We start from the raw sequence: 11,950 nt of genomic DNA, 5'->3' as shown, positions 1-11,950 counted from the left end.
GCCACATGCTTTGTATACAGTTATATAAAACGCACCAAATAATTTCATAAAAACGACATTTTGCCCTGTTCCAGTGCAATTGCTTCTTGGTACATTCCAGAAAAACCAATAAGTCCAATCCCTCTTGGTGAGATGTCTGCCCATGATCGAATCTGTCGACCATTTCCTCGAGCGCCTGAAGCAGCGCGACCCGGCCCAGCCTGAATTCCACCAGGCGGTGGAAGAAGTGCTGCGCAGCCTCTGGCCGTTCCTGGAAGCCAACCCACACTACCTGCAGGCCGGCATCCTCGAGCGCATGGTCGAACCTGAGCGTGCGGTGTTGTTCCGCGTATCGTGGGTCGATGACCAGGGCAAGGTTCAGGTCAACCGCGGCTACCGCATCCAGATGAGCAGCGCCATCGGCCCCTACAAGGGCGGCCTGCGTTTCCACCCTTCGGTCAACCTGGGTGTGCTCAAGTTCCTGGCCTTCGAGCAGGTATTCAAGAACTCCCTCACCTCGTTGCCCATGGGCGGCGGCAAGGGCGGCTCGGACTTCGACCCCAAGGGCAAGAGCGACGCCGAAGTGATGCGCTTCTGCCAGGCCTTCATGAGCGAGCTGTACCGGCATATCGGCGCCGACCTGGACGTGCCCGCCGGTGACATCGGTGTGGGCGCCCGCGAAATCGGCTTCATGTTCGGCCAATACAAGCGTCTGGCCAACCAGTTCACGTCGGTGCTGACCGGCAAGGGCATGACCTACGGTGGCAGCCTGATTCGCCCTGAAGCCACCGGCTACGGCTGCGTTTACTTCGCCGAAGAAATGCTCAAGCGTCAGGGCCTGCGTATCGATGGTCGTCGTGTGGCGATTTCCGGTTCCGGTAACGTTGCCCAGTACGCCGCGCGCAAGGTCATGGACCTGGGTGGCAAGGTGATCTCGCTGTCCGATTCCGAAGGCACTTTGTACGCCGAAGCCGGGCTGACCGACGCCCAGTGGGAGGCTGTGATGGCGCTGAAAAACGTCAAGCGTGGCCGCATCAGCGAACTGGCCGATCAGTTCGGCCTGGAGTTCCGCAAAGGGCAGACGCCATGGAGCCTGCCATGCGACATCGCCCTGCCGTGTGCCACGCAGAACGAACTGGGCAGCGAAGACGCCCGCACCCTGCTGCGCAACGGCTGCATCTGCGTGGCGGAAGGTGCCAACATGCCGACCACGCTGGAGGCTGTGGATATCTTCCTGGAGGCGGGCATCCTGTACGCACCGGGCAAGGCATCCAACGCCGGCGGTGTGGCTGTGTCGGGCCTGGAGATGTCGCAGAACGCCATGCGCCTGCTGTGGACTGCCGGGGAAGTGGACAGCAAGCTGCACCACATCATGCAGTCGATTCACCATGCTTGCGTGCACTACGGTGAAGAGGCCGATGGCACGGTCAACTACGTGAAGGGCGCCAACATTGCCGGCTTCGTCAAAGTCGCTGACGCCATGCTGGCCCAGGGCGTGGTCTGATTTGAAAGACTGGGGCTGCGTTGCAGCCCATCGCCGGCAAGCCGGCTCCCACCTCGACCGCGCAGTTCTTCAGGCCTGCGCTTTACCCGTGGAAGCACGCGTCTTGCCCAACTTCTAAAAGCTGGCGCAATCCATGGAGCAGCTGTCTTGCCCAACTTCTAAAAGCTGGCGCAATCCATGGAGCAACTGTTCTGTCCAACTTCTAAAGGGCGGCGCGATACCTGTGGGAGCCGGCTTGCCGGCGAATGGGCCGGGCACCGGCCCCTTGGTTTCAGGCCTCAGTCACAATATCCATCACCTCGATCACCTGATCCCCCGCCGGCCGCCGCCACATCACTTCATCCCCTGGCCCTGCGCCCAGCAACGCCCGCCCCAGCGGTGACCCCCAATTGATCAGCCCTCGGCTGGCATCGGCTTCATCCTCTCCCACCAGTTGCACGGTCTGTTCCTGCCCTTGTTCATCGGCAAAGCGCACCCGGCTGCCAATCTGCACCTTGCTGGTCGAGGTAGCAGCGGGTACTACCTGGGCGCTCTGCACCCTGGCGCTGAAATAACGCAAGTCACGCTCAGCGTCTGCCAGGCGTTGCTTGTCACCCTGTTCGCCCAAGGCCTGCAGTTCGGCACGCAAGGCATTGAGTTCGGCCAGGCGCTGCTGCAGCTGGCGCATGCCACTGGCAGTGACGTAGTTGGGCTGGTCGCTGACGTGCCGTTCCACCGGCTGGTCGGCCTGGGCGGCGGCTTGGTCTTCGTTGACGAATGCGCGGCTCATAGGGGCCTCCTTCTGCTCGAAACAGCGTCAGAGAGCTGGTAGGTTCACGTTGGCCTCGTGTTGGCCTCAAGGGCCCCATCGCCGGCTTGCCGGCGATGGGGCCAGTGCAGTCAGTAGTGGTACCACTTCAGCTCCAGCATCACCTCATTCTGGGCTGTAGCCAAGTGGCTGAACGCCCGCGAAGCACTCAGTCTCAACCCCAGGTTCTGGCTGATCTCCCACTGCTGGTTCAGGCTCACACTGCGCCGCACTTCGCCATTGGTGAAGTAATCGCCTTTGGCTTCCAGTGTCATGTTGCCCAGCCCGTTGCGCCACAGCAGCCCGCCATTGAACCCCGCCGCTGGGGCGATGAACTGGGCGAAGTCGTTATGGTGCTCGACCCGCACAGTGCCCAAGGCGAAGCCCAGCAGCCCGTCGGCCAATTGCCAGGTGCCGCCGGCACCGCCGTTGACATGGCTCACCAGCACTTCATCATCATGTTTGCCCGGCACCCGCTCCAGGCCACCGGCGACCTGCCACGACCAGGGTTTGAGCAGTTCGTTGCGAGGGGTCAGCGAGCGAATCGTGGCCAGATCCAGGCGTTGCACCTGCCAGTCGTTGCCTTCGTACTGGCGCACCTTGAGTTGCAGGATTTCGATCTGCGCGCCAAGCGGGAAGCCGTAGGCATTGTCGTTCAGGTCGTGATACGCCATGCGCAGCCCGTATTCGGCGTAGGCGCGGTCTTCCCGGGTGCCGACGCCAAGCTGCCAGGTGCGGGAGTCATGGCCGTCCTCGGGCAGGCCGGGGCGTTCGATCTGCAGCGGCGGTGGTGGGTTGCGGTTGATCGCCCGCAATAGCTCGAAGCTACGCCGTGCCTGGCCGGGGTCGCGCTCCTGGCCGTTGGCCCGATAACGCTCCAGGCGGTAAGCGGCGTCCTGCACCAGGGCCTGGCGCTCGCGGGGCAGGGCGGTGAAGGCCGGGCTCTGCAGCTGCGCCGTGTCGGCACTGACGGCCAGCACCTGGCGTTTCTCATCCAGGCCCAGCGGTTCGGCCCGGGCCAGCAGTTCCCGCTCACGCGAGGGCCGGTAAGTCTCGCTGGCGACCATGCCCGACTGTTTCACCGCCTTGACCGTGTCGGTGGGGATTGCGGTCAGCGGGAACTGCGAGGTCAGGTCCAGGCCCGGCCGCGCCACCTGCAGCAGTTCCAGCAGGCGGTAGGAGCAGTTTTCGTCGAAGAAGAAATAATCGAACTGGACCTGCTTGAGTTCCCACACATGCTCGACCATGCGCCCGGTTTCTTCCGGCGTCAGGTCCAACTGGTACTCCCACAGGTCACGGTTTTCCAGGCTGCGGTATTCGGACAGTTTTTCCTGATAGGGCATCAGGGCGAAAAGCCCGGGATAGCCGCCCATCAGGCCCTTCCAGGCATACAGGATGCTGTTGTCGCTGCCTTCGATATAGGCGCCGAAGTTGATGGCATAACTCAGCAGCGTGGTGTCGTCGCTGCGGGTATTGGACTGGTCGATGCGCAGCAGGGTATGGCCGAACATCGACGACGGGCTGTTCAGGTAGGCCGCCGGGAAGATCAGCGCCGCGCTGTGCGGGTCGACCGATTCGTACCAGGTCTTGAACTCCTGGCAATCCGGCTGCGGCAAACCTTGCAGGCCCAGTTGCTCCTTCAGCCAGCGGGTGCGGGCGGGGAACACACATTGGGCATGCTTGTCGCCCAGGCTGGCCGGGGCATACAGCGCCTGTACCGTGGCCCGCAGTTCCTGGTCCGGGTGGTGCGCGCCGTCCTCGGCGAGGAAGAATTTGCGGTCGTCGACATAGCTGCGCCAGCCGCCGAGTTTGGCGGTTTCGTAGTGGCCCAGGGCAATCCAGTAAGGGGTATTGGCCAATTGCTGGAGACGGCCTTCATCCAGCGCAGGCGCGGCATGAACAGGGGCGCAGGCACACAGCGCCAGGTAAGCGAGGCGTTTGAGCATGTCGGGCAACTACTTCTTAACGATGCCGATAAAAAGGCGAAAACCCGCCCCGGGAGGGGGCGGGAGCAGCTGCGCTTAGGCCTCGGTAGCGTACTTGGCCAGGCGTGGGTCGTTCTTCAGAACGGCCAGGGTGTTGCTGTGGACAGTTTCAGCATTCACGTCGGCGCTGCTGAAGATCTGGTTGAAGTGCTGGTGGGTGACCGAGTTGAAGTAACCGCGGTCTTCCGGCGCTACACCCAGTACCACCGCGTAGGTGGTGAGTGCTTCGCCTTGGCCCATGGCCATGTCTTCGGACAGTTCGTTCATCATGCCATTCATGGCGAACCAGGACTTGCCGCCATAGGTCAGCGAGGCCTTGGTGGAGCAGCCGTTGGTGCCGGAGGTCATGCCGAAGGTAGCGTTACCGGATGTACCGTTGGTGGTGGAGGCCAGGAAGTGAGCCGGCGTGCCGCGCTGGCCTTCGAACAGCATGTTGCCCCAGCCGCAGTTCGGGCCGCCCGGCGCTTCGGCCATGGCATTGAGCGAGACTACGGTGAACAGAGTACCCAGAAGAATCCGTTTCATAGCATTTGTTCTCTATTTGTCTTAACCAAGGGTCAGGGTTGCTGGCAACTCGGTTGCCAGGTCGGGAAAGCTTTTCACCCACCCGCGCAGCTTGGAGTTTAGGCACGATCTAAAGGTTGCGTCGTTGATTGCGAAAAATTTGCTTGGGTCGCTTATCGATACTGCGACATAAAGTCCCGCTGAGCCTTGCAAGGCGCGCGCGGGCGGCGCCAGAATGCTGCGTATCTGCCCCGCCGAAGTAAGGAAACCCAATGCCCGATCCTGTCGCTGCGCGCCTGCGTCTCGCGCCTGAAGCTTTGACCAGGCGTTTTTCTCCTGAGCAGTTTGCCTTTGCCAATACCGACGATCTGGAACCGTTTCGCGGAGTCCTGGGCCAGGAACGTGCTGTCGAGGCCCTGCAGTTTGGGGTGGCCATGCCACGCCCCGGTTACAACGTATACGTGATGGGCGAGCCCGGTACCGGGCGCTTCTCGTTCGTCAAGCGCTACCTCAAGGCCGAGGGCAAGCGCCAACAGACCCCTGCCGATTGGGTCTACGTCAACCACTTCGATGACACCCGCGAGCCGCGGGCACTGGAGCTGCCGTCGGGCAGCGCCGCCGCGTTCATCAGCGACATGGGCGGCCTGATCGACAACCTGCTGGCGACGTTCCCGGCGGTATTCGAACACCCGTCGTATCAGCAGAAGAAGGGCGCCATCGACCGTGCCTTCAACCAGCGCTACGACCGCGCCCTGGATGTCATCGAGCGCGCCTCGCTGGAAAAGGACGTGGCCCTGTACCGTGACGCCAGCAATGTCGCCTTCACCCCGATGGCCGACGGCAAGGCACTGGACGAAGCCGAGTTCGCCCAGCTGCCGGAAGAAGTCCGCGAGCAGTTCCACGAGGACATCGCCTTCCTCGAGGAGCGCCTCAACGAAGAGCTGGCCAGCCTGCCACAGTGGAAGCGCGAGTCGAACAACCACCTGCGCCAGCTCAACGAAGAAACCATTACCTTGGCTTTGCAGCCTTTGCTGGCGCCGCTGTCGGAAAAGTACGCCGAGAACGCCGCGGTGTGCGCCTACCTGCAATCGGTGCAGCTGAACCTGCTGCGTACCGTGGTCGAGCAACTGGTCGATGACAGCAAGACCGACGCGGTCGCGCGCAAGCTGCTCGAAGAGCAGTACGCCCCAAGCCTGGTGGTCGGCCATCACGCCGTCGGTGGTGCGCCGGTGGTGTTCGAGCCGCACCCGACCTATGACAACCTGTTCGGGCGGATCGAATACAGCACCGACCAGGGGGCGCTGTACACCTCCTACCGTCAGCTGCGCCCGGGCGCGCTGCACCGCGCCAACGGTGGGTTCCTGATTCTCGAAGCGGAGAAGATGCTCGGCGAGCCGTTCGTTTGGGATGCGCTCAAGCGCGCCCTGCAGTCGCGCAAGTTGAAGATGGAGTCGCCGATCGGTGAACTGGGCCGCGTCGCCAGCGTCAGCCTGCAGCCGCAGATGATCCCGCTCAACGTCAAGCTGGTGATCATCGGTTCGCGTCAGCTGTACTACGCCTTGCAGGACCATGACCCGGACTTCCAGGAGATGTTCCGGGTACTGGTGGACTTCGACGAAGACATGCCGATGGTCGACGAAAACCTCGAGCAGTTCGCCCAGCTGTTGCGCACCCGTACCAACGAGGAGGGCATGGCGCCGCTGACCAGCGATGCGGTGGCTCGCCTGGCCACCTACAGCGCGCGCCTGGCGGAAAACCAGTCGCGCCTGTCGGCGCGTATCGGTGACCTGTTCCAGTTGGTCAGCGAGGCCGACTTCATCCGCCAACTGGCCAGTGACGACATGACCGATGCCGGGCACATCGAGCGTGCGCTCAAGGCCAAGGCCACCCGCACCGGGCGCGTTTCGCAGCGGGTGCTCGACGACATGCTGGCAGGCATCATCCTGATCGACACCGAAGGCGCCGCTATCGGCAAGTGCAACGGCCTGACCGTGCTGGAGGTGGGTGATTCGGCCTTCGGCATGCCGGCGCGCATTTCCGCCACTGTCTACCCGGGCGGCAGCGGCATCGTCGACATCGAGCGCGAGGTCAACCTGGGCCAGCCGATCCACTCCAAGGGGGTCATGATCCTCACCGGTTACCTGGGCAGCCGCTACGCCCAGGAATTCCCCTTGGCGATTTCCGCGAGCATTGCCCTGGAGCAGTCCTACGGTTATGTGGACGGTGACAGCGCCTCGTTGGGCGAGGCGTGCACGCTGATCTCTGCATTGTCGCGCACCCCGCTCAAGCAGTGCTTCGCGATCACCGGCTCGATCAACCAGTTCGGTGAAGTGCAGGCAGTGGGTGGGGTCAACGAGAAGATCGAAGGCTTCTTCCGCCTGTGTGAGGCCCGTGGCCTGACGGGCGAGCAGGGGGTGATCATCCCGCGTGCCAACGTTGCCACGCTGATGCTCGATGAGCGTGTGCTGCAGGCGGTCGAGAATGGCGTGTTCCACGTCTATGCGGTCAGCCAGGCTGACGAGGCGCTGAGCCTGCTGGTGGGTGAGGACGCCGGGGAGCTGGACGAGCAGGGGCAGTTCACCGAAGGCAGCGTCAACGCTCGGGTGGTCGAGCGCTTGCGCGAGATCGCCGAGATGGTCAGTGAGGAGGATATCGAGAAGGCGGAAAAGGAACGCCTGGAAGAGGTGATTGCCCAGGCCAAGCCAGCCTGAGTCAATAAATCGGCGCTGGCGGCCATGTGCTACCGTTCAGCGCCGGTTTTCCATCTTTTTGCGTTGCTCTTCTATGCTGGAACTTAGGACGGCGTCAGGGTTCAGGATGGAAACAGCCCGAACGTTTCGAGCTGAACACGGCTTATTGGAGGGGGACGCGGCCATGCGCAACCTCTGCCTTACTCGCCAGTGCCTGGGCCTGGTGACGCGTATCGAATGCAGCATTCGCCCGTTGGCCGGTGATAACGGCATGTGGACCTTGCTGTTCGCTGCCGGCATGGCCGGTGAGCAACCCTCAGCCATCAAGGCCCAAGGACCGTTCCATGGGCCGTTGGTCGCCGAGTCCGTGCTCAACGCCATTGTCGACAGCCTTACCTTGCATGGGTACCAGGTGGCCGAAGATCCTCAGATCTGGTGCCTGCATTTGCAGGCGCAATTGCGCCGGATCAACGGTGAACGTTGTCGCAACCTGGGGGACTATCAGTTCCACCCTGAAACCTGAGCGCTTGTTCCTGGGGCAATCGCCGGCTTGCCGGCGCCTACAGCTATGGCGCCGGCCTTATCCAGCAACTGACGCCCCTGTTGTAGGAGCCGGCTTGCCGGCGATCACCGGTGAAGCCGGTGCCATGCACCGCTGCGTTTGCCCTACACCCAGCCCGCTTGACCCCGGGCTTTTGCTGTAACAGGCGGCTGGCTATACTCGGCGTCGCTTTTTCAGTCACCTGACGAGTCCCAACCCTCCATGGAACGTATTCTCGAAAACGCGATGTATGCCTCGCGCTGGCTGCTCGCACCTATCTACTTCGGCCTTTCCCTTGGCCTGTTGGCCTTGGCGCTGAAGTTTTTCCAGGAAGTCATTCACGTCCTGCCCAACGTATTCGCCTTGAGCGAAGCCGACCTGATCCTGGTGATCCTGTCGCTGATCGACATGTCGCTGGTGGGCGGCCTGCTGGTCATGGTGATGATCTCTGGCTACGAGAACTTCGTCTCGCAACTGGACATCGACGACAGCAAGGAGAAGCTCAACTGGCTGGGCAAGATGGACTCTTCGTCGCTGAAGATGAAGGTCGCTGCCTCGATCGTGGCCATTTCCTCCATCCACCTGCTGCGGGTGTTCATGGACGCGCAGAACATCTCTACCGACTACCTGATGTGGTACGTGATCATCCACATGACCTTCGTGGTGTCCGCCTTCTGCATGGGTTACCTGGATAAACTCACCAAGCACTGAACCTTTGCAGGCCCCGGCGCCGGCTAGCCGGGGCTGGGGCCGGCGCGGCCCAACTGACGAGCGGCGTCAGTAATGCCTTGTGTATTCCCAGGTCCTGTACAAAAAATGAGCACTCATGCCGGGTTGCAGCAGCGAGGTGCTCCCATGAACCTGCATCAGCTCAATACCGAGGCCAGGGCCGGCCATGTCGATGAATTGAACCTGATTGCCATCGAAGGTGGTGATTACCTGATCGAGGCCCGTATCAAGGGCCATGCCCACCCCTTGGCTGATACCCGCGGTGAACGCCTGCGCGTGCACTCGGTGGAAGACGCCCGCACGTTGCTGCAAACCATCCCGATGGTCTCGATGAACCTGGTGCACTGGTCCGTGCAGGACGAAATGTGCGGCATGGGTTCGCACCCCGAAGAAGACCTCAAGGTACCCATTTCCCAGCGTTCGGCCTGGTAGCTGCTCGCAGCGTCCCAGTGTGCTAGGCTGCTCGCCCTTTTCATCAAGGGCGCGGCTGCACTGCGCCCTGCAGTGGAGCACGACAATGTCCGAACTCAACCTGTCCACCGACGAAACCCGCGTCAGCTACGGCATCGGCCGTCAGCTGGGCGGCCAGCTGCGCGACAATCCGCCACCAGGCGTCAACCTGGAAGCCATCGTGGCCGGCCTGACCGACGCCTTCAACGGTGCCGACAGCCGCGTCAGCGAAGCCGACCTGTCGGCCAGCTTCAAGGTTATCCGTGAAGTGATGCAGGCAGAAGCTGCTGCCAAGGCGGAAGCTGCTGCTGCCTCCGGTAAGGAATTCCTGGCCGAGAACGCCAAGCGCGAAGGCATCACCACCCTTGCCTCGGGCCTTCAGTTCGAAGTGCTGACCGCAGGCGAAGGCGCCAAGCCGACCCGCGAAAGCAACGTGCGTACGCACTACCACGGCACGCTGATCGACGGCACTGTGTTCGACAGCTCTTACGAGCGTGGCCAGCCGGCTGAATTCCCGGTCGGTGGCGTGATCGCTGGCTGGACCGAGGCCCTGCAACTGATGAATGCAGGCAGCAAATGGCGCCTGTATGTGCCGAGCGAGCTGGCCTACGGCGCCCAAGGCGTCGGCAGCATCCCGCCGCACAGCGTGCTGGTATTCGACGTCGAGCTGCTCGACGTTCTGTAATGCCTCTGGGGCCGCTTCGCGGCCCTTTCGCCGGCAAGCCGGCTCCCACCAGGGCCGCGCAGAGCCTGAGGTTTGCACTGCGCCTGGCGCCGGCTTGCCGGGGATGAGGCCGGTGCTCCCGGCTTCAATTCCAGTCTGTTCCCACCGGGCGCAACGCCCGCGCATAACAGAACAGGAACAAATTGCGCACCAGCTCCTTGAGCACCACCGGTTCACTCGAATTCAACCCGCTCATGTCCAGGTCACCCTGGTCACGCAGTTCGTCGAGCGCCTCTTCTTCGAGCACGGCGCACACTTCACCGGTTTCGCGATGCAGGATGCGCAGGTAAGGGTGGGGGCGGTCCAGCCAAGCGTCGATCAGATAAGTCATGGCTATTCTCCTTGGGTAACGGTCCAATGAGAATAATTCTTATTATCAAAATAGCAAGAGACTATTGGCTGTTTTTCAGGTAATCAGACCTTGCGCACGAATTCCGACTTCAGCTTCATGGCGCCAATGCCGTCGATCTTGCAGTCGATGTCGTGGTCGCCGTCGCACAGGCGGATATTCTTGACCTTGGTACCGACCTTGACCACCAGGGAAGAACCCTTGACCTTGAGGTCCTTGATCACGGTGACGGTGTCGCCGTCCTGCAGCACATTGCCCACTGCATCCTTTTTCACCACGTCATCGCTGCCGGCATCGGCTTCGCCGGTGGCCGACCACTCGTGGGCGCATTCAGGGCAGATCAGCTGGGTGCCATCCTCGTAGGTGTACTCGGAATTGCATTTAGGGCAGGGCGGCAAAGTGCTCACTTCGGTTCCTTAAACAGACAGACGGTTAAAGGCCCATATTGTATAAGGTTTTAACAGGGAAATGTTTTTGTCCGCACAAATGCTTCGCGGGCAAGCCTGCTCCTGCAGAACCCTGTGGATCCTGCGGAGCGGGCTTGCCCGCGAAGAGGGTGGCGCGACCTTAGTGCGTGCGCGCTACGGCAAACTCACTCAGCTCCACCAGTGCATCCCGGTATTGGCTGGCCGGCAGCACTTCCAGGCACTCAATGGCCCGCTTCACGTAATCACGAGCCAGCTGCGCGGTGTAGTCCAGCGCGCCCGAAGCCTCGACCGCCACGCGGATCTGCTCCAGGTCTTCCAGGCCACCCTTCTGGATCGCCTTGCGCACCAGTGCAGCCTGCTCAGGCGTGCCTTCGCGCATGGTGTAGATCAGCGGCAGGGTTGGCTTGCCCTCGGCCAGGTCGTCGCCCACGTTCTTGCCCAGGGTCTGCGAATCGCCTTTGTAGTCGAGCAGGTCGTCGACCAGCTGGAAAGCCACGCCCAGGTGGTCGCCGAAGGTACGCAGGGCCTCGCGCTGCTCGTCGGTGGCACCGGCCAGCGCGGCGGCGCTGTGGGTCGAGGCCTCGAACAGCATCGCGGTCTTGCCCCGGATGACCTCCATGTACACTTCTTCGGTGGTGCTGGCATCGCGCACGCGCGACAGCTGCAGCACTTCGCCTTCGGCGATCACCCGGGTGGACTTGGAGAGGATCTGCATGACCTGCATGGAGCCCAGCTCGACCATCATTTCGAACGAGCGCGAATAAAGGAAGTCGCCCACCAGCACGCTCGGTGCGTTGCCCCACAGGGCATTGGCGGTGGAACGGCCGCGGCGCATGCCGGACATGTCGACTACATCGTCGTGCAGCAGGGTGGCTGTGTGCAGGAATTCGATGGTTGCGGCGAGCAGGCGCAGGTCGTCGCCCTCGCGGCCCAGAGCCTTGCCGCACAGCAGCACCAGCAGCGGGCGCAAGCGCTTGCCACCGGCCGACGTGATATAATCGCCGATCTTCGATACCAGCGGCACGCGCGAGGTCAGCTGCTTCTTGATGATCTCGTCGACGGCGCTGAAATCGTCAGCTACCGCGCGGTAGAAGGTTTGGGGTTGCATCGGCTGCTCCAGTGAGGTTGCGCGGCATGCTAGGTCGCGGGTCCCGGTGTGTCAAGGCGCGCCGCCCGGTGAGCGGGGCCGGTACTTGCAAGCAAAACCACGGTTGCGTACAATCGCGCACCCTAACTTCCTGGGCAGCACCTGCCTTACGCAATTGCGCCGGGCCGTTCCA

The 11,950-nt window shown here is 62.3% G+C and carries 12 protein-coding genes; 6 read left to right on the top strand and 6 right to left on the bottom strand.

Going from position 1 to position 11,950, the window contains the following annotated elements:
- Window positions 1-142 precede the first annotated feature (142 nt).
- On the top strand, window positions 143-1,483 hold the full coding sequence (gdhA, locus tag ACIPZH_RS06275) for an NADP-specific glutamate dehydrogenase (protein WP_400625883.1): 1,341 nt from the start codon (window positions 143-145) through the stop codon (window positions 1,481-1,483).
- Window positions 1,484-1,754: 271 nt separating this feature from the next.
- On the opposite strand, the gene ACIPZH_RS06270 is transcribed toward gdhA, so the two are convergent.
- From ACIPZH_RS06270 to ACIPZH_RS06260, 3 genes are all read right to left on the bottom strand, one after another.
- Window positions 1,755-2,252, bottom strand: a complete 498-nt coding sequence (locus ACIPZH_RS06270) for a GreA/GreB family elongation factor (protein ID WP_241806283.1) — start codon at window positions 2,250-2,252, stop codon at window positions 1,755-1,757.
- Window positions 2,253-2,362: 110 nt separating this feature from the next.
- A complete protein-coding gene (locus tag ACIPZH_RS06265) occupies window positions 2,363-4,216 on the bottom strand; it encodes a DUF4105 domain-containing protein (protein WP_241806284.1) in 1,854 nt (617 codons plus the stop codon).
- Window positions 4,217-4,291: 75 nt separating this feature from the next.
- A complete protein-coding gene (locus tag ACIPZH_RS06260) occupies window positions 4,292-4,780 on the bottom strand; it encodes a DUF3015 domain-containing protein (RefSeq protein ID WP_012316307.1) in 489 nt (162 codons plus the stop codon).
- Between the two features lie 251 nt (window positions 4,781-5,031).
- On the opposite strand from ACIPZH_RS06260, the gene ACIPZH_RS06255 reads away from it, so the two are divergent.
- The 5 genes from ACIPZH_RS06255 (at window position 5,032) to ACIPZH_RS06235 (ending at window position 9,854) form a co-directional block, all read left to right on the top strand.
- A complete protein-coding gene (locus ACIPZH_RS06255; RefSeq protein ID WP_400635562.1) occupies window positions 5,032-7,470 on the top strand; it encodes a Lon protease family protein in 2,439 nt (812 codons plus the stop codon).
- Between the two features lie 163 nt (window positions 7,471-7,633).
- Window positions 7,634-7,972, top strand: coding sequence for a hypothetical protein (locus ACIPZH_RS06250; protein ID WP_012316305.1), 339 nt, complete (start codon window positions 7,634-7,636; stop codon window positions 7,970-7,972).
- 240 nt (window positions 7,973-8,212) lie between these two features.
- Window positions 8,213-8,701 carry a TIGR00645 family protein gene (locus tag ACIPZH_RS06245; protein WP_008092009.1) on the top strand — a complete coding sequence of 163 codons (489 nt, stop codon included), beginning with the start codon at window positions 8,213-8,215 and terminating at the stop codon, window positions 8,699-8,701.
- Between the two features lie 144 nt (window positions 8,702-8,845).
- Window positions 8,846-9,151 carry a DUF6482 family protein gene (locus tag ACIPZH_RS06240; protein WP_400625888.1) on the top strand — a complete coding sequence of 102 codons (306 nt, stop codon included), beginning with the start codon at window positions 8,846-8,848 and terminating at the stop codon, window positions 9,149-9,151.
- Between the two features lie 85 nt (window positions 9,152-9,236).
- Window positions 9,237-9,854: an FKBP-type peptidyl-prolyl cis-trans isomerase gene (locus ACIPZH_RS06235; protein WP_241806287.1), complete on the top strand. Its 618-nt coding sequence runs from the start codon at window positions 9,237-9,239 to the stop codon at window positions 9,852-9,854.
- 124 nt (window positions 9,855-9,978) lie between these two features.
- Here the strand turns inward: ACIPZH_RS06235 and ACIPZH_RS06230 are convergent, their stop codons facing one another.
- From ACIPZH_RS06230 to ACIPZH_RS06220, 3 genes are all read right to left on the bottom strand, one after another.
- Complete coding sequence (locus ACIPZH_RS06230) at window positions 9,979-10,224, bottom strand: hypothetical protein (RefSeq protein WP_012316301.1); 246 nt, start codon at window positions 10,222-10,224, stop codon at window positions 9,979-9,981.
- An 83-nt stretch (window positions 10,225-10,307) separates the two neighbouring features.
- The gene (locus tag ACIPZH_RS06225) at window positions 10,308-10,649 is read right to left on the bottom strand and encodes a zinc ribbon domain-containing protein YjdM (RefSeq protein WP_267818828.1); all 342 of its coding nucleotides are present in this window, start codon (window positions 10,647-10,649) and stop codon (window positions 10,308-10,310) included.
- Window positions 10,650-10,809: 160 nt separating this feature from the next.
- On the bottom strand, window positions 10,810-11,778 hold the full coding sequence (locus tag ACIPZH_RS06220) for a polyprenyl synthetase family protein (RefSeq protein WP_241806289.1): 969 nt from the start codon (window positions 11,776-11,778) through the stop codon (window positions 10,810-10,812).
- Between the last annotated feature and the right edge of the window lie 172 nt (window positions 11,779-11,950).

The organism is Pseudomonas sp. NPDC089758, from assembly GCF_044748705.1.
GTDB lineage: Bacteria > Pseudomonadota > Gammaproteobacteria > Pseudomonadales > Pseudomonadaceae > Aquipseudomonas > Aquipseudomonas putida_X.
Note: the sequence above shows the minus strand (reverse complement) of the source record. Positions and strands in the feature narration are given on the sequence as shown.

Coding starts and splice junctions, on each gene's coding strand:
- gdhA (WP_400625883.1), top strand. CDS start 143: ATGATCGAATCTGTCGACCATTTCCTCGAGCGCCTGAAGCAGCGCGAC.
- ACIPZH_RS06270 (WP_241806283.1), bottom strand. CDS start 2,252: ATGAGCCGCGCATTCGTCAACGAAGACCAAGCCGCCGCCCAGGCCGAC.
- ACIPZH_RS06265 (WP_241806284.1), bottom strand. CDS start 4,216: ATGCTCAAACGCCTCGCTTACCTGGCGCTGTGTGCCTGCGCCCCTGTT.
- ACIPZH_RS06260 (WP_012316307.1), bottom strand. CDS start 4,780: ATGAAACGGATTCTTCTGGGTACTCTGTTCACCGTAGTCTCGCTCAAT.
- ACIPZH_RS06255 (WP_400635562.1), top strand. CDS start 5,032: ATGCCCGATCCTGTCGCTGCGCGCCTGCGTCTCGCGCCTGAAGCTTTG.
- ACIPZH_RS06250 (WP_012316305.1), top strand. CDS start 7,634: ATGCGCAACCTCTGCCTTACTCGCCAGTGCCTGGGCCTGGTGACGCGT.
- ACIPZH_RS06245 (WP_008092009.1), top strand. CDS start 8,213: ATGGAACGTATTCTCGAAAACGCGATGTATGCCTCGCGCTGGCTGCTC.
- ACIPZH_RS06240 (WP_400625888.1), top strand. CDS start 8,846: ATGAACCTGCATCAGCTCAATACCGAGGCCAGGGCCGGCCATGTCGAT.
- ACIPZH_RS06235 (WP_241806287.1), top strand. CDS start 9,237: ATGTCCGAACTCAACCTGTCCACCGACGAAACCCGCGTCAGCTACGGC.
- ACIPZH_RS06230 (WP_012316301.1), bottom strand. CDS start 10,224: ATGACTTATCTGATCGACGCTTGGCTGGACCGCCCCCACCCTTACCTG.
- ACIPZH_RS06220 (WP_241806289.1), bottom strand. CDS start 11,778: ATGCAACCCCAAACCTTCTACCGCGCGGTAGCTGACGATTTCAGCGCC.